Origin of the sequence: Empedobacter stercoris, assembly GCF_025244765.1 — a bacterium.
Taxonomy (GTDB): Bacteria; Bacteroidota; Bacteroidia; order Flavobacteriales; family Weeksellaceae; genus Empedobacter; species Empedobacter stercoris.
On record NZ_CP104209.1, the window covers coordinates 300,061 to 316,325 of the forward strand.

General features: G+C 31.8%; 15 protein-coding genes. 6 read left to right on the forward strand and 9 right to left on the reverse strand.

Annotated features, from left to right (window positions below):
- The first annotated feature begins 65 nt into the window (after positions 1-65).
- The 3 genes from NZD85_RS01395 to NZD85_RS01405 are packed head-to-tail and all read left to right on the forward strand — an operon-like array spanning position 66 to position 2,185.
- Positions 66-1,235 carry a sigma-54-dependent transcriptional regulator gene (locus tag NZD85_RS01395; RefSeq protein WP_171623606.1) on the forward strand — a complete coding sequence of 390 codons (1,170 nt, stop codon included), beginning with the start codon at positions 66-68 and terminating at the stop codon, positions 1,233-1,235.
- 9 nt (positions 1,236-1,244) lie between these two features.
- Positions 1,245-1,673, forward strand: coding sequence for a hypothetical protein (locus NZD85_RS01400; RefSeq protein ID WP_171623605.1), 429 nt, complete (start codon positions 1,245-1,247; stop codon positions 1,671-1,673).
- Positions 1,670-2,185, forward strand: a complete 516-nt coding sequence (locus tag NZD85_RS01405; protein ID WP_260542930.1) for a hypothetical protein — start codon at positions 1,670-1,672, stop codon at positions 2,183-2,185. The genes NZD85_RS01400 and NZD85_RS01405 overlap by 4 nt, the downstream gene beginning before the upstream one ends.
- 211 nt (positions 2,186-2,396) lie before the next feature.
- Here the strand turns inward: NZD85_RS01405 and NZD85_RS01410 are convergent, their stop codons facing one another.
- The 8 genes from NZD85_RS01410 to NZD85_RS01445 all read right to left on the reverse strand — a co-directional run bounded on the left by NZD85_RS01410 (position 2,397) and on the right by NZD85_RS01445 (position 10,996).
- On the reverse strand, positions 2,397-4,022 hold the full coding sequence (locus tag NZD85_RS01410; protein ID WP_260542932.1) for a S8 family serine peptidase: 1,626 nt from the start codon (positions 4,020-4,022) through the stop codon (positions 2,397-2,399).
- A 119-nt stretch (positions 4,023-4,141) separates the two neighbouring features.
- On the reverse strand, positions 4,142-5,743 hold the full coding sequence (locus tag NZD85_RS01415) for a S8 family serine peptidase (RefSeq protein WP_260542934.1): 1,602 nt from the start codon (positions 5,741-5,743) through the stop codon (positions 4,142-4,144).
- A gap of 4 nt (positions 5,744-5,747) precedes the next feature.
- Complete coding sequence (locus NZD85_RS01420) at positions 5,748-6,353, reverse strand: WbqC family protein (RefSeq protein WP_171623601.1); 606 nt, start codon at positions 6,351-6,353, stop codon at positions 5,748-5,750.
- Between the two features lie 120 nt (positions 6,354-6,473).
- On the reverse strand, positions 6,474-8,036 hold the full coding sequence (lepB, locus tag NZD85_RS01425) for a signal peptidase I (RefSeq protein ID WP_225540508.1): 1,563 nt from the start codon (positions 8,034-8,036) through the stop codon (positions 6,474-6,476).
- A 26-nt stretch (positions 8,037-8,062) separates the two neighbouring features.
- Entirely contained in the window at positions 8,063-8,767 is a 705-nt protein-coding gene (dapB, locus tag NZD85_RS01430) for a 4-hydroxy-tetrahydrodipicolinate reductase (protein ID WP_260542939.1), read from the reverse strand.
- 9 nt (positions 8,768-8,776) lie between these two features.
- A complete protein-coding gene (locus tag NZD85_RS01435) occupies positions 8,777-9,337 on the reverse strand; it encodes a DUF5683 domain-containing protein (protein WP_171623598.1) in 561 nt (186 codons plus the stop codon).
- Entirely contained in the window at positions 9,327-10,217 is an 891-nt protein-coding gene (locus tag NZD85_RS01440) for a ParB/RepB/Spo0J family partition protein (protein WP_171623597.1), read from the reverse strand. The genes NZD85_RS01435 and NZD85_RS01440 overlap by 11 nt, the downstream gene beginning before the upstream one ends.
- 5 nt (positions 10,218-10,222) lie before the next feature.
- Positions 10,223-10,996: a ParA family protein gene (locus NZD85_RS01445; protein ID WP_171623596.1), complete on the reverse strand. Its 774-nt coding sequence runs from the start codon at positions 10,994-10,996 to the stop codon at positions 10,223-10,225.
- A 418-nt stretch (positions 10,997-11,414) separates the two neighbouring features.
- Between NZD85_RS01445 and NZD85_RS01450 the strand changes: the two genes are divergently transcribed.
- From NZD85_RS01450 to NZD85_RS14720, 3 genes are all read left to right on the forward strand, one after another.
- Entirely contained in the window at positions 11,415-12,797 is a 1,383-nt protein-coding gene (locus NZD85_RS01450; protein ID WP_260542943.1) for a type III PLP-dependent enzyme domain-containing protein, read from the forward strand.
- 31 nt (positions 12,798-12,828) lie between these two features.
- Positions 12,829-13,803 carry a deoxyhypusine synthase family protein gene (locus NZD85_RS01455; protein ID WP_171623594.1) on the forward strand — a complete coding sequence of 325 codons (975 nt, stop codon included), beginning with the start codon at positions 12,829-12,831 and terminating at the stop codon, positions 13,801-13,803.
- Between the two features lie 79 nt (positions 13,804-13,882).
- A protein-coding gene (locus tag NZD85_RS14720) for an IS3 family transposase (protein ID WP_396127064.1) occupies positions 13,883-15,249 on the forward strand; the annotation gives its coding sequence in 2 pieces (ribosomal slippage) (positions 13,883-14,342 and positions 14,342-15,249; 1,368 coding nt in all).
- 68 nt (positions 15,250-15,317) lie between these two features.
- On the opposite strand, the gene NZD85_RS01470 is transcribed toward NZD85_RS14720, so the two are convergent.
- Positions 15,318-16,205 carry a polysaccharide deacetylase family protein gene (locus NZD85_RS01470; RefSeq protein WP_260542946.1) on the reverse strand — a complete coding sequence of 296 codons (888 nt, stop codon included), beginning with the start codon at positions 16,203-16,205 and terminating at the stop codon, positions 15,318-15,320.
- Positions 16,206-16,265: the final 60 nt, after the last annotated feature.

The window sequence follows — 16,265 nt, forward strand, 5'->3', positions numbered from 1 at the left end:
AAGAATAATAATTTCAGTTATCTTTGAGTCTATTTAATTTTGTATAAAAATAAACGATATTAACGATGTCAAATATCTTATTAATCGAGGATGAACAGGCTATCCGAAATGTTTTGAAAAGTATCCTAATGGACGAAAATCCGAAATGGAAAGTTGATGAAGCAGAAAACGGAGTGGTTGGAATTGAAAAAATAAAAGAAAAAGAGTACGACTTAATTATAAGTGATATTAAAATGCCATTGAAAGATGGGATGGAGGTTCTTTCGGAAGCTATGGAATACAATCCTGATTTAACAATGGTAATGATCACTGGACATGGTGACGTGGATTTGGCTGTAGACGCAATAAAGAAAGGTGCCTATGATTTTATATCAAAACCACCAGATTTAAATAAATTATTAACCACTGTTCGCAATGCCTTAGATCGTAAATCGTTATTGTCTACGAACAAAGAATTAAAGAAAGAAAATAAAGCATTAAAGAAAAAAGTAGCAAAAAAATATGAAATGATTGGTGAAGCTCCAGCAATTGCTGAAGTAAAACAAATTATTGATAAAGTAGCTGCTACAGATGCTCGTGTGCTTATTCTTGGACCAAATGGAACAGGAAAAGAATTAGTTGCTCATCATTTACATGAAAAAAGTGACCGTAGTGTTAAACCTTTAGTTGAAGTGAATTGTGCTGCGATTCCTGCAGAATTAATAGAAAGCGAATTATTTGGACATGTAAAAGGTTCGTTTACAGGTGCTGTTAAAGATAAACAAGGAAAATTTGAATTAGCAAACGAAGGTACAATTTTCTTAGATGAAATAGGGGATATGAGTCTTTCTGCACAGGCCAAAGTTTTGCGAGCGTTGCAAGAAGGAAAGGTTTCACCAGTTGGTTCTGAAAAGGAAATTAATGTAAATGTTCGTGTAATTGCAGCAACGAATAAAGACTTACGTAAAGAGATTGAAGAAGGTCGCTTTCGCGAAGATTTATACCATCGTTTGGCTGTTATTATTATTAATGTTCCTGCTCTTAATGACCGCAAGGATGATATCCCATTATTGGTAGAACATTTTATAACAGACACAACAAGTCAAAAATCTTTTGATAAATCGGCTTACGATGCTTTAAAAGAATTGGATTGGACAGGAAACATACGCGAGTTGAGAAATGTTGTTGAACGATTATTAATTCTCGGAGATGATCCAATTTCAAGAAAAGATGTTGAACAATTTGTGAAAAAATAAACTGTTTTCATGACAAGAAATGTTATTTTTCTAATAGCTTTTATTTTTTTGATGTTTTCGTGTAAGAATGAAAAAACAGAAATAGACAAAAGTTCTGATGGTTTGTCGCATGAAGACGTATTGTCATTAGAAAAAAGTTCTGTCTTTACGAATGAAACGCTTGTTTACAAAGGAATTTTTGAAGGGAATTACTATGGTGATAAAATCATCTTGAAATTGACTGAAAAATCATTTTTAGTAGAGTACAAAGGTCAATCGTTTGAAGGAGAATTGTTTAAAAAAGATGATGGTTCTTTAATAGAACTCGCGCCTAAAAAGAAAAAATTACCTTTTCAGTTTTTACGTTGGTCAGATAATTCAGAAATCATGATTCTAAATGAAGATGGAATGGCAGACGATAATGGCGAAAATTATTTAACTAGAATTTCAGAAAAATGAAAATAATATTTACGTGGATTTTCAGTGTTTTAATATTAACTAATTTGGTGAGTTGTAATTCAAATTCATCAAATAAAAATGATGAATTAGGAAAACGATTTTTCGAAAATTACTCTACTCGTGCCGATTATAAAAAAATGTTGTCTTTTTATAATGATAGTTTGGTATACGAAAATGTAGCCCAATATTCGGGTGCTTCAACAATTGATCCTCGTTATCTTTTGAATGAAATTGTGCGTTGGAATGATACGACTATGCAGTATGAGAACAACCAATTGTTGGAAGTAAAAGATTTATTTTCAAATGATTCGATGATTATTGCCAATGGAGAATTTTCTGCTTACACCTATAATGGAATGAATTTTCCTTCGATGAAGTTTACCACTTTTTTATATTTGGATGAAAATTCAAAAATAAAAAAACAAGTAGATTGGTTCAATTATCCAATCGAAGATATTATTGAGTTGTATCAATTGCAACAAAGTCAACAAAAAATAAAATTAGATCAATAATAATCAAATAAAAATCCAGTTAACGATTTAACTGGATTTTTTCTTCAAGATTTATAAAATATATTAGCTAAAAAACGCCATAGAACAAACCATTAAAGCTGTTATTCCTGAATAGAAAAGCCCAAAGTATAATACGATTTAAACAATTTTTATTAAAAAAAATACCTCTCATAATCGAGAGGTATTTTTGTATTATACGTTTTATGAAAAATTATTTCAAATTTTTATCTGTATAAATCTTTTCAGCTAATTGTACAGCTTTATATGCATCAACAACACCTCCAGTTACAGAAATATCTTTTAATTGATCATTTTTATTGACAGAATCTAAAATGATTTGTTTCACTTGTTGTGTTGTCAATTTTGGATAATGTGACCAAACTAATGCTGCAACACCTGCAACAACTGGTGAAGCCATAGAAGTTCCAGAATTTGATTTGTATTCGCCATCTCTTGTTGGGATTGCAGAGTAAATATCAGAACCTGGAGCAAATACATCTACAGATTTTTTACCGTAATTAGAAAAACTAGATTTTAATTCATCTTTATTACTTGTATTCGAACCAACAGTAATCACATTGTTAGAAATTGCTGTACCCGCTTCGTTATAAACCGTAGGAAAATGTATATTCGTGTCGATGTTTTCGTTATCGTTTCCTGCTGCTTTTATCAATAAAACACCTTTGTCTTGTGCATATTTAAACGCTTCCCAAACTGCTTTTACATCAGGAGAATACGCTTTCCCAAAAGACATATTCAAGATTTTAGCACCATTGTCAGTCGCATAACGAATAGCGTTTGCAACATCTTTGTCGCGCTCATCACCATTAGGCACAGTACGAACAGACATTATTTTTACATTTCCTTGTCCAGCAATACCATCTATTCCAATTCCATTACCAGATTTTGCCGCAATAATTCCAGCAACGTGTGTTCCGTGGTTTGAATCTGGACCGTCTACATCCGAATTTCCATAGTATCTCTCATTCACATTGGCATAATCATCACCAACAATAGGACGAGGATCTAACTCTGTATTTAAGTTAATTTCTACTTGTTCTTTGTAATATTTCGCACCTTCAGCAATTTCATCACCTACTTTTTTCAAAAACTCTTTCATTGTCTTACCATCCCAAGCTTCTTTTGGAACCATCGCGAAAATCATCATACCTTGCTGAGCTTCTTTCGATTTTGGTTGAAAGGTAGACATGTTTTTTTCGTCCAAATCCTTTTCTCCCCATTCAGAAATTAATACTGGAAAACTAACTTTGAAAATTTCATCCATTTGCTGATATTGCATAGCACCTTGTTTAGCTTCAGCTAATTTATTTTCGAATTCTACTTTTATTTTTTGGTATTCTTCAAATTTTTCAGGGTATTTGGTTTTATTTGAAGCAGCATCGGTACTCGTTTCGAAAAGGTTTTTATATTTTACAAAAAGACGTGTTAATTCTAATGTATCGCCATCGACGTTTTTACCATCTTTTCCTCCAATAAAATTCCAACCATGCACATCATCAATGTATCCATTTTTGTCGTCATCTTTTCCATTTCCAGCAATTTCTTTTGCATTGATCCATACATTATCTTTTAAATCTGCATGTGTCACTTCAACACCAGAATCTAAAACTCCGACAATTAATTGCGATGGTTTACGTTTTTTTGATTCTAAAAATTGAATTGCTTTTTGTGTATTAACACCATAAACACCACTTTCTTCAAGAGATTCGTGTTGCCAATATTTTTGGTCAACCTTTGGTAATGGAATAGTTTCTTGTGCGAATGATGCCACACCAATAAACATGGCAACAGATATACTTAATAAGAATTTTTTCATAATAAATTTTTCTATATATGTCGGATAACAAAGCGAATTGTTACACATTGAGTTTTCGTATTTTGAAAATACAAAAAAGGCTCCAAATTAGGGAGCCATTTTATAATGTTGTGTTAAAATTATTTCAATTTACGTTGTTTGTAAATTTCTTCAGCTTTTTGTACAGCTTTGTACGAATCTACAACACCTCCAGCAACAGAAATGTCTTTTAATTGATCATTTTTATTCACTGTTTCCATTAAAATATTACGAATATCTTCAGCAGTTAATTTTGGATAGTGTGACCAAACCATTGCAGCAACACCAGCAACAGCAGGAGAAGCCATAGAAGTTCCATTTAAGAAACGGTATTGATCTACACCTGGATAAGTAGCATAAATTTCTTGTCCTGGTCCAAAAACATCAACTGATTTTTTACCATAATTTGAGAAACGAGCTTTTAAAGCATTTGGATCTTTTGTTGATGCACCAACTGTTAAAACAGATTTAGAAACTGCATTTCCATTTCTGAAATTTGTTGGATAATGAACATGAACATCAATATCTTCGTTGCTGTTTCCTGCTGCTTTTACAATTAAAACTCCTTTATCCGAAGCATATTTGAAAGCATCCCAAACTAAATCCGCATCGGGAGAGTATGGTTTTCCGAAAGACATGTTTAAGATTTTAGCACCATTGTCCACTGCATAATAAATTGCATTTGCAACATCTTTGTCACGCTCATCACCATTTGGAACTGTACGAACTGACATAATTTTTACATTATTTCCACCAATTGTACCATCGTTTCCGATGTTATTTCCTCTTACAGCACCGATAATTCCAGCAACGTGTGTTCCATGAGATGACTCAGGACCATTAGAATCTCCATTTCCGTAAAAACGTTCTTTCTTATCGTTTGGATTGTCAACGTCTTTGCGATCAACTAAATTTAAGTTCAGGTGAGATGTTAAAGCATCACCTTTTGCAGCACGGCGTGCAGCTCCTAAGTAAGTATTGGCAACCTCTTTCATGGTTTTACCAACCCATTGCTCTTCTTTTAATTCACCAAAAATCCATAAAGCTTCTAAAATTTGTGAATCTGTTGGTTGGTAATTAGCCAAAACATCTTTTGATAATTTAGTGTCACCAAATTCTAAAACCATTTTATTTACACCACCTTCAACTGCGTTTAGTTTTGATTGTGCAACTTGTTGGTTGTATTTTGCTTTACCTACAGCGCTTAAATATTCTTTTTCAATTTTTTGAAACTCTGCATATTCTGTTGGATTTTTTGCAATTGCAGCATGATTTTTTTTCTGATCGTAAGTAGCGTATTTATTCGATAAGTTTTTGTAAATACGCGTTATTTCAGTTGTATCATCATTATAATTGATTCCTTTCGCTGTTCCCAAATAAGACCATCCGTGTACGTCATCAATGTAACCATTTTTGTCATCATCAATTCCGTTTCCTGGGATTTCTTTTGGATTTGACCACATATTTGCTTTCAAATCTTCGTGGAAATGCTCAACACCACTGTCTAATACGCCTACAATAATTGTATTGGCTTTTCTTTTCTTGTCTTTTAAAAATTGTAATGCTTGATCAGTATTTACACCATAAATACCTGTTTGTTCTACACTTGCATGGTACCATTTTTCTTTCGGTACTTCTGTTGTTTGTGCTTGAGCAAACCCTAATGTAAAGGCAAATCCTAAAGCAATAAATAATTTTCTCATGTTGTTATTTTATTAAGTTTTTTAAATACACTGCGGCACTTGGACCTTCGCTAAAAAGTAAATCTAAGATACTCAATCCTTCAACGAATTCAAATTTGTCATCAAAAACTTGTGCGTATTCGGGTAAGTTGTATTGAGGTGCTTTTTTAGCAGAAAATTGATTTCTAAAATCATTTTCAGGTAATATAGATTGATAAGTTTCTGTTTTAGAAACTTCCAAGTCTAAGTTTAATTTTTTGTTGATGAATTCAATTGTTTTTAAATTCAAATCCAATAAAAATTTTTCCTTCTGTTCTAAAATTGGAATAATTTCATCTTCATAATACTCAAAATATGGAGAACTTTGATAAGCTGATTTTAACGATTTGATGTGTTCTTTCTGCCAATCATATTCATAAGAAGGTTGTAAATCTTTGAACAATCGAGTTCCGTTGTGAAAGATGGGAATATTTAACATCAACTTACCATTTGCGCCCAAAATATACATGCGATTACGGTAAGTTTGCTTTTGAAAATTTTCTTGAACTTCGATATCCAAAGTCTGGCTTTTTACCATTTCTGCATAGTAATCAATCGGTCCAAAATAAAAAGCGGCAAACGTATTTTTCATTCGTTTTTATTATTTTTCTGTATATAAACTGTGCATTACAATTACTTATAATGCACAGTTTTGAGTTATTTATTTTCGAATAACAAATTTTATTTTTTAAAATTTGACTACAAAATAATTTTAATAGTTGTTTTTCTTTTTCTCTTTTCGAGCTTTTACAATATCGTATCCAATCCAACCAATTAACGCAATTAAAACATAAATTCCGTACGATGTTTTGTTTGGATTATCGTTGTTGATTGAGGTAAAGAATCGATCCCATATAAATTTCTTAGGAGCTGCAGGTTCAAACATTCCATTCATATTTGCCCAAATCATAATTGGACGACCAATGATATGATCTTCTCCAACATATCCAAAGAAACGCGCATCTAATGATTGATTTCTGTTATCACCAACCATAAAATAGTAGTTTTGTTTGATTTCGTATTTGTCTGTTTTTTGATCGTTGATAAATACATCAAACTTACCATTAGCAGAATCAACTTTTAGCGTATTGTTTTCGTAACGACGAATAATATTGATGTATTGTGCCAACGTTTCTTTGTTAACATCTACAACATCTCCTTTTTTCGGAATGTATAAAGGACCGTATTGATCTGTATTCCAGTTTTTGTTAACAGGGAAAATCGTATTTGTACTATCGATTTTACCATTCACAATATGTTCTGTTTTTTGACCAACTGGTTGTAAAATAGGTTCGATAGAAACTACATTTGCATTCGATTTCATTGCTGTGACATGTGCGTCAGTTAATGCAGCAAATTGATAGATAAATGTACCATCAGTTTGTTTTCCAGCTTGATAATCTGTACTGATAATTCCAAAATTATCGTATAATAGTTTATCACTAAATGGAGTTTTTACAACCACTAAATATGAATGCTGAACTTGTGCATCTTTTTTCGGGATGAATTTTTTGTCGTTTACATATAAAACACCATTTCGAATTTGAACTGTTTCTCCTGGCAAACCAACCAAACGTTTTACATATGCATCTTTACGATCAATCGCATTGTAAATAGAATCGGTAGGGTAATTGAAAACAACAATGTCATTTGATTTTAAATCTCTCCAACCCGGAACACGCATGTAAGGCAAACGTGCTTTATCGATAAAACCATCACGGTAAATGAATTCTGAGAAAGGAATTCCAATAGGAGTAATAGGAACACGTGCACCGTAACTTACTTTTTCTACAAAAAGGGCGTCACCAATTTTGATTGTATTTTCCATTGATCCTGTAGGAACAATCATAGGTTGTATAAACCAGTTGTGAACTAATGTCGCTAATACAAGCGCAAAAATTAAGGAAGAAACAAAAGTAGGTTTACGTTTTTCAGGACCTAAATATTTTGGATTATCAGCATAATTTACTGCAAAAATGTATAAACCTAATGTCAAAACCATGATGACTTTATCTTTGGTTTCAATTTTTCCGTAAGAGTCGCCTAAATCAACAAAGAATACTAACCAAAAAATAGGACCAACAATTGGCAAATAAAATAGAATAATCCACCATTTTGGACGATGAATAATTTCTAAACCTTTCCAAATATTAAGAAAGGGAATATAGGCCTGCCAAGCTTCTTTTCCTGCATTTTTATATAATTTCCAAGTTGCAGCTCCAAAGATTACATTGGCTATGATAAAACCAATTAACCAGTAAATTAGTACATGCATAAGTTTTTGATATTTAGTATTTTAATTTAGTTCAGTTCAAGTACATCTTTCATTGTAAAAACACCTTGTTTATTCCAAATCCATTCCGCAGCAATTACAGCACCTAAGGCAAAACCTTTGCGTGAATGAGCGGTATGAGAAATTTCAATTGTGTCTACTTCCGAATTATATTGCACGATATGTGTTCCAGGAACATCTTCTATTCTTTTTGCTTCGACAGGAATAATATCTTTTGCTTTTTCATCCATCGACCAAGAAGTATAAGAAGAATGATCAATAATTCCTTCTGCAATTGTAATTGCAGTTCCTGAAGGTGCATCAAGTTTTTGTGTGTGATGAATTTCTTCTAAATTAATTTGATATTCGTTGCGGTATTTATTCATCATTCGAGCTAAAATAGAATTCAATTCAAAGAATAAATTTACACCTAAACTAAAATTAGAAGCATATAAAAAAGCCGTATGATTAGCAATGGCTAATTGATTTATTTCACCTTGTTTCTCTAACCATCCTGTTGTTCCACATATAGTTGCAACGTTGTTCTCAAGTAATACTTTAAGATTATCGAATGCAAATTCTGGTCGAGAAAATTCGATTGCAACTTCAACATCTTTTAATTCTTCTGGAAGAGGAGTACGAGAAATTTTAAGTACAACATCATGACCACGTTGAACTAAAATTTCTTCTATTGCTTTTCCCATTTTTCCGTATCCTATTAATGCAATTTTCATCTTTAATTTCTAAAATTTTAAGTTAAATGCCAATCCCAAAACTGGCTCTAATGTCATTTCATCTTGAATGACAGTTGGTTTAAATGACATTTCAGTGTCGTTTCGTACTGTAAATAAATGTGCATCAACTGTAGCATCAACAACATTTAATAAATAAGCTAACGCAGTTAACGCAACACTATAATCACGTTTTCGTTTGTAATCGTCTTGTATAACTGCCAGTTGTTCTGGAGTTAAAATACCAGAAAATTCGTTTGGAGTTCCTTCTCTTACTGCAATGTACGCTTTTCGGTACTTTTTATATAAATTATTGTAATAGATTGTAAAACCTGTGCCTGTACCAACTAATCCCAATGCAATTGGTGCTTTCCACCATTTTTTATTGTACAATTGTCCTGCACCTGGTAAAATAGCTGAATACAACGAAGCTTTGATTGGACTTTTTTCCATTAAGACTTCGTTACTAATTTTAACAGAATCTTTTACGATTAGAGTTGAATCTATTTGAACTTGGGCAAATGAAAACGTTGAAGCCATCATTAATCCAAGAAATAATCCTTTAATTTTCATTCAAAAACTTTCTTAAACGTTCAAACTCATCATCAGAAGTAAAATTCAAAATAATTTTACCTTTACCATTATTCGCACGTTTTATTTCGACTTTCGTTTTCAAAGAATTTGAAATAGAACTTAATGCTTCTTTGTACTGAGAAGGCAATTCATCTTTAGCTTTCTTCTCAGGTTTCCCTTCTTTTATTGATTTGATTAGACGTTCTGTATCACGTACAGATAAATTATTTTTGACAATTTTTTCGTAAATATCAAACTGTAAATCCGCATCATCAATTGCCATTAAAGCACGCCCATGTCCCATCGAAATCATTCCATCTCGAATTCCTGTTTGGATAATTGGATCTAATTTTAATAGACGTAAATAATTTGTAATAGATGTTCTATCTTTCCCAACACGTTTACTTAATTCTTCTTGAGTAAGCTTGATTTCATCCATTAATTGTTGGTAAGAAAGTGCAATTTCAATAGCATCTAAATCTTGACGTTGAATATTTTCGACCAATGCCATTTCCAACATTTCTTGGTCATTTGCTAATCGCACATAAGCCGGAATTGTCTTTTTTCCTGCCAATTGCGAAGCACGAAAACGTCTTTCACCTGAAATCAATTCATATTCACCTGTTGGTTTTTTACGAATTGTAATGGGTTGAATAACGCCTAATGTTTGAATAGAAGCGACTAATTCATCTAAAGCTTTTTTATCAAAATTAGTTCGTGGTTGCCAAGGATTTGCGGTTATTTTTTCTAAATCTATTTCCAAAATATTTCCAACCAATTTCTTCGCACCTTCATCTTGTGCTGTTTTTACCGTTGGTTCATCTTTTAATAGAGCTGATAATCCACGTCCTAAGCGATTATTTTTATTTGGCTTTGCCATTTTATTTAAACTGTATCGTTGTTGTTAATTAAAAATTCACGCGCTAAATTTAAGTAATTTTCTGCACCTTTACTTGCTGCATCGTACTGAATAATTGTTTCGCCAAAACTTGGCGCTTCAGACAAACGCACATTTCGCGTAATAATTGTTTTGAAAACCATTTGCGGAAAATGATTGTTTACCTCATCTAAAACCTGATTAGATAGGCGTAAACGCGAATCGTACATTGTCAACAATAAACCTTCAATATCCAATTCTTTGTTGTGGTGTTGTTGAATTCCTTTTATTGTATTTAATAATTTTCCTAATCCTTCTAAAGCAAAATATTCGCACTGAATAGGAATAATTACAGAATCTGCAGCTGTAAGTGCATTCAAAGTAATCAAGCCAAGTGAAGGCGCACAATCTATAATTATATAATCATATTGATCTTTGATTTCCGACAACGCAGTTTTTAACATGTATTCGCGGTTCTCGTAATCTACAATTTCAATCTCGGCAGCAACTAAATCTAAATGAGCAGGCATTAAGTCTAAGTTAGGAGATTCTGATTGTAAAATAGCTTCGCTTGCAAGAACTTCATGTTCTAATACTTCATAGGTTCCTGCTTCGATTTCATCCAAATCAAAACCTAAACCAGATGTTGCATTTGCTTGCGGATCTGCATCAATTAATAAAACTTTTTTCTCTAAAACACCTAAAGAAGCGGCAAGATTTAACGAGGTTGTCGTTTTTCCTACGCCACCTTTTTGGTTCGCAATAGCAATAATTTTACCCATAATTTACGTTCAAAACGATTTCAAAAATACAATATTTAACCTTGTTAAACCTTAAAGAAAAAATAAAATTTTGAACAATTGTAGAATATTTAAATTATCGCTAACATTAAGAGTTAACTATTGATAAATTTTAATATTATTTTATCTTTTTAACAGAATTAAAAAACATATATTTGCGGCAAGTATTTTTATAATTTTTTTAATAAAAAAAGTTGATGAGTTTTAACCTTTTATTCGAAAGCGTTGAAATTAAAAAAAATCTCAACGCATTACTTTTAATGAATCGAAAAGAGTCTAAGAATTATTCTTTCCCTTTATTGCTTCGCAATGTATATTATGCGATACGTCTGTAATACCCTAAAATTTTTCTCGCAAATTTTTTAGAATTATTCAACACACGTAACATTTATAAAGCATAATGAAAACTAAATACATAGATTTAATCACGCAATCATTTGACTTTCCGCAAGATGAATTTGAATTGGATGGAGAGCACTTAAAATTTAATGGAATCGACTTGAAAGCTTTAGTCGAAGAACATGGAACACCATTAAAATTTACTTACTTACCAAAAATCTCACAAAACATTCAAAGAGCGAAAGGTTGGTTTGAAAAAGCGCGTGAAGAATTAAACTATGAAGGAACTTACAATTATTGTTATTGTACAAAAAGTTCTCACTTTCGTCATATATTAGGCGAAGCATTAAAAAACGATATTCACATCGAGACATCTTCTGCATTTGACATTAATATTGTCGAAAATTTGATTAAAGAAGGATTGATTACAGACGATCAATATATCGTTTGTAATGGTTTTAAACGTGAAGAATATGTAGAAAACATTGCTCGTTTGGTCAATAACGGACATCGCAAAACAATTACAGTTATTGATAATTACGAAGAAGTTGATTTATTTTCGGAAGCTATCGAAGGTGATTTCGAAATCGGAATTCGTATTGCATCTGAAGAAGAACCAAAATTCGAGTTTTATACGTCTCGTTTAGGAATAGGATACAAAGACATTGTTCCTTTCTATCAAACAATGGTAAAACCAAATGAACGCATTAAATTGAAAATGCTTCATTTCTTTATCAATACAGGAATTAAAGATAATTCATATTATTGGAATGAGTTGACAAAATGTTTGAGAGTTTATGTAAACCTTAAGAAAGTTTGTCCAGAATTAGATAGTTTGAATATCGGTGGTGGATTTCCAATCAAAAATTCGTTGAATTTCGAATATGATTACGAATACATGGCGAAAGAAATCTTGTTGCAAATTAAAATGATTTGTGACGAAGAAGGTATTCCTGTTCCAAATATTTTTACAGAATTTGGATCGTTTACAGTAGGTGAAAGTGGAGGAGTGATCTACAAAATTCTTTATCAAAAGAAACAAAATGATAAAGAGTATTGGGATATGATCGATTCATCTTTCATGACGACTTTACCAGATGCTTGGGCAATTTCAAAACGATTTGTAATGTTGCCAGTTAACCGTTGGTACGATAAATACGAACGTGTATTATTAGGTGGTTTAACGTGTGATTCTGACGATTATTATAACTCAGAACAACATGTAAATGCTATTTATTTGCCAAAATACGATCAAGCAAAACCATTGTATATTGGTTTCTTTAATACAGGAGCGTATCAAGATAATATCAGTGGATTTGGTGGAATAAATCACTGTTTGATTCCTCAGCCAAAATATATTTTGATTGATGAAAACTACGAAGCAAAAGTGTATTCAGAAGAACAAACACACCAAGATGTGTTGAATACATTGGGATATAAATAATTAGAATTTTAATAAAATAAAAACAAATAAAATGAGTAAAGGACCAATCAGTCAGTTTATAGAGCACAACTATAGACACTTTAATGCAGCTGCATTAGTAGATGCAGCTAAAGGATATGAAGCGCATTTAGAAGATGGGGGAAAAATGTTAATTTCTATGGGAGGTGCAATGAGTACTGCTGAATTAGGAATTTCATTAGCTGAAATGATTCGTCAAGATAAAGTTCAATTTATATCTTGTACAGGAGCTAACTTAGAAGAGGATGTGATGAACTTAGTGGCTCATTCTCATTACAAAAGAGTGCCAAATTATAGAGATTTAACTCCAGAACAAGAAAGAGAATTATTAGATAATCATTATAACCGTGTAACAGATACATGTATTCCTGAAGAGGAAGCATTCCGTCGTTTACAAAAACATTTAGAAGATGTTTGGCATGCTGCTGAAGCAAAAGGTGAACGTTATTTTCCACACGAATTTTTATATCAAGTAGTTAACTCAGGTGTTTTAGAGCAATACTATGAAATTGATCCTAAAGATTCTTGGATTGTTGCTGCGGCTGAGAAAAACTTACCAATCGTTGTTCCAGGATGGGAGGATTCGACTTGTGGAAATATCTTTACTTCAAACGTAATTAAAGGTAATTTGAACGTACATACAGTAAAATCTGGTATCGAATACATGATTTATTTAACAGAATGGTACCGTGCAAATTCTGATGGAAAAGGAGTAGGGTTCTTCCAAATTGCGGGTGGTATCTCAGGAGATTTCCCTATTTGTGTAGTTCCAATGATGTACCAAGATTTAGAATGGACTGATGTTCCGTTCTGGGCATATTTCTGTCAGATTTCTGATTCTACAACATCTTACGGTTCTTATTCAGGAGCAGTTCCTAACGAAAAAATTACATGGGGTAAATTAGATGTTGATACACCAAAATATATGATCGAATCTGATGCGACAATCGTTGCACCATTGATTTTTAATTACATTTTAGGAAACTAAGATTAAATTTTCAACAAATAAAAAAGCCACTTCTATTACACTGCCCCCAAAAAGTTAGACACTTTTGGGGGCATTTTTTATGACAAGAAAAGTAAAATATGGTGTAGCATTTAAGTTACGCTGTGTGAAAGAAGTTTTAGAAAAACATCGAACAATACGTTCAATTAGTAAAAAAGAAAATATACATGCTTCTTTATTAAAGAAATGGGTTTCTGATTATCATAATCAAGGAATTTCAGGTATAGAACCTAAAAAAAACCAAACGTATAGCGTTGAATTTAAGTTGAAAGTTATTAAGACTATAACCAAACAGTTTCTTAGTTTGCGTGAAGCACGCTTGAAATTTAATATTCCAAGTGAATCGGTTATTATAAAATGGCAAAAAGATTTTGCTACCTTTGGAATAGACGGATTAAAACCCAAACCAAAAGGCCGTCCCAAGACTATGAGCACATCTAAGGGTGGACCTAAAAAATCGAAACAACCGTTAACAAGAGAAGAAGAACTATTGTTGGAGATTGAACGTTTACGTTGTGAAGTTGCACTCTTAAAAAAGTTCAATGCCTTAATTCAAGCCGAGGAAGAAAAACAAAAGAAACTTGGACGCAAGCCATAAATGAATTAAGGCCAGAATTTCATCTAAATTTACTTTTAGATTGTACACATATGGCTAGAAGCAGCTTTTACTATCATATTTCACGTAGTAAAACAGATAAATACGAGGAATTAAAACTTAAGATAAAATCCATTTATCATCAGCATAAAGGGCGATATGGCTATCGACGAATTACCGATGAATTAAGAAAATCAGGAACTATCATCAATCATAAAACTGTTCTTAAACTGATGAATAGCTTAGGATTAAAGAGTTTGATTCGAAGAAAAAAATACAAATCTTACAAAGGAGAACAAGGAAAGATTGCACCAAACATCTTGCAAAGAGCATTTAAGGCTGATAAACCCAACCAAAAATGGGTAACAGATGTTACCGAGTTTAAAGTAAAAGATAAAAAACTATATTTATCACCGATAATGGATCTGTACAATCAAGAAATTATCAGCTATGAGTTAAGCGAACGACCTGTTTTTAATCAAGTAACTCAAATGCTTAAAAAGGCATTTAAAATAACGAAAGACACTAAAGATTTGATATTACATTCAGATCAAGGATGGCAATATCAAATGAAACAATATCAGGCTTTATTAAATGAAAAAGGAATCATACAAAGTATGAGTAGAAAAGGAAATTGCTTAGATAATGCTATTATCGAGAATTTCTTCGGAATACTGAAATCGGAACTATTTTATTTACAAAAATTTAATTCTATTGAAGAGCTAAAAAAAGAAATAAAACAATACATTTACTATTACAATAACGATAGAATAAAATCGAACTTAAATAAAATGAGCCCGATACAATATCGAACTCATTTTTATAATTATTAATTTTTAATCTGTCCAAACTTTTGGGTGCAGTCTATATTGAAGTGGCTTTATATATCCATTGATTTTTATTAGCTAATTCTTATAGGATATCCTGATATTCCTTCAATTACAATTTTTGGATTTTGTTTTAACAAAACGATTAATTGTCTTAATTTTTCTGCATTTGTATCAGAATTAAACATATCATCGTGCATCAAAATTACCAAATGATTTTTTTCAAATGTTTTATTTTGATCCAAACGGTTTACAATACCATTGTAGATATTTTCGGGAGAAGTTAAGCCCTCTTGGTTGCGGTTCCATTCATAATCCCAACCATAAATATAATATTGATTTTTGGCGATTAAATCAGCAGTTGGAATTGCATTTTTCATAGGGTCGTCTCTTTTACGTTTATTCAAACGCCACGTATTGCGTGCAGGCAAACGAACCCAGCGCGAATGTATGTCCAAAACCACTTCATTTTTGCGAATATCTTCATAAACTTGTTCCGGTATGCTGTAAAAAGTTTTGTATTTGTTTCGTGCATGAGAAAAAGTATGATTGGCAATTTCTACATTCGGATTTGCTTTATAATCTTCTACATTTTGTTTCAAATCTTTTGTAAAAGCATTAAAACCAACCAAGAAAACAGTTCCTTTTACATTTTCTTCTGTTAATATTTTATTGATATTTTTACTTCCTTTGTAAGGACCATCATCAAATGTTAAATAAACATATTGTTTTGTCGAATCAACTTTTTGCAGTTTTTCAGCTTTAACAATTGTGTCTAATTGTAACAAAGAAGAGTCAATTTTTACGGTATAAATAGAATCGACATCATCTTGCAAAATTTCTTTCGGTTCAGAAATTGAAGTTTGATTTTGAACGGAATGATTTTCGTTTTTACACGAAAAAATGACAAGTAAAAAGGCGATTACGAAAACATTTTTTAGATGTTTATTTGTTTTGAACATTGGTTATTTAGGTTTTTTGCGAAATTAATAATTTAATGTGATTTGAATGTTAAATAATTG

Excerpts from the sequence above, each read along its gene's own strand:
- NZD85_RS01470 (WP_260542946.1), bottom strand. The coding sequence starts at position 16,205 with ATGTTCAAAACAAATAAACATCTAAAAAATGTTTTCGTAATCGCCTTT.
- NZD85_RS01455 (WP_171623594.1), top strand. The coding sequence starts at position 12,829 with ATGAGTAAAGGACCAATCAGTCAGTTTATAGAGCACAACTATAGACAC.
- NZD85_RS01405 (WP_260542930.1), top strand. The coding sequence starts at position 1,670 with ATGAAAATAATATTTACGTGGATTTTCAGTGTTTTAATATTAACTAAT.
- NZD85_RS01440 (WP_171623597.1), bottom strand. The coding sequence starts at position 10,217 with ATGGCAAAGCCAAATAAAAATAATCGCTTAGGACGTGGATTATCAGCT.
- NZD85_RS01400 (WP_171623605.1), top strand. The coding sequence starts at position 1,245 with ATGACAAGAAATGTTATTTTTCTAATAGCTTTTATTTTTTTGATGTTT.
- NZD85_RS01395 (WP_171623606.1), top strand. The coding sequence starts at position 66 with ATGTCAAATATCTTATTAATCGAGGATGAACAGGCTATCCGAAATGTT.
- NZD85_RS01420 (WP_171623601.1), bottom strand. The coding sequence starts at position 6,353 with ATGAAAAATACGTTTGCCGCTTTTTATTTTGGACCGATTGATTACTAT.
- NZD85_RS01450 (WP_260542943.1), top strand. The coding sequence starts at position 11,415 with ATGAAAACTAAATACATAGATTTAATCACGCAATCATTTGACTTTCCG.
- NZD85_RS01435 (WP_171623598.1), bottom strand. The coding sequence starts at position 9,337 with ATGAAAATTAAAGGATTATTTCTTGGATTAATGATGGCTTCAACGTTT.
- dapB (WP_260542939.1), bottom strand. The coding sequence starts at position 8,767 with ATGAAAATTGCATTAATAGGATACGGAAAAATGGGAAAAGCAATAGAA.
- NZD85_RS01410 (WP_260542932.1), bottom strand. The coding sequence starts at position 4,022 with ATGAAAAAATTCTTATTAAGTATATCTGTTGCCATGTTTATTGGTGTG.
- lepB (WP_225540508.1), bottom strand. The coding sequence starts at position 8,036 with ATGCATGTACTAATTTACTGGTTAATTGGTTTTATCATAGCCAATGTA.
- NZD85_RS01415 (WP_260542934.1), bottom strand. The coding sequence starts at position 5,743 with ATGAGAAAATTATTTATTGCTTTAGGATTTGCCTTTACATTAGGGTTT.
- NZD85_RS01445 (WP_171623596.1), bottom strand. The coding sequence starts at position 10,996 with ATGGGTAAAATTATTGCTATTGCGAACCAAAAAGGTGGCGTAGGAAAA.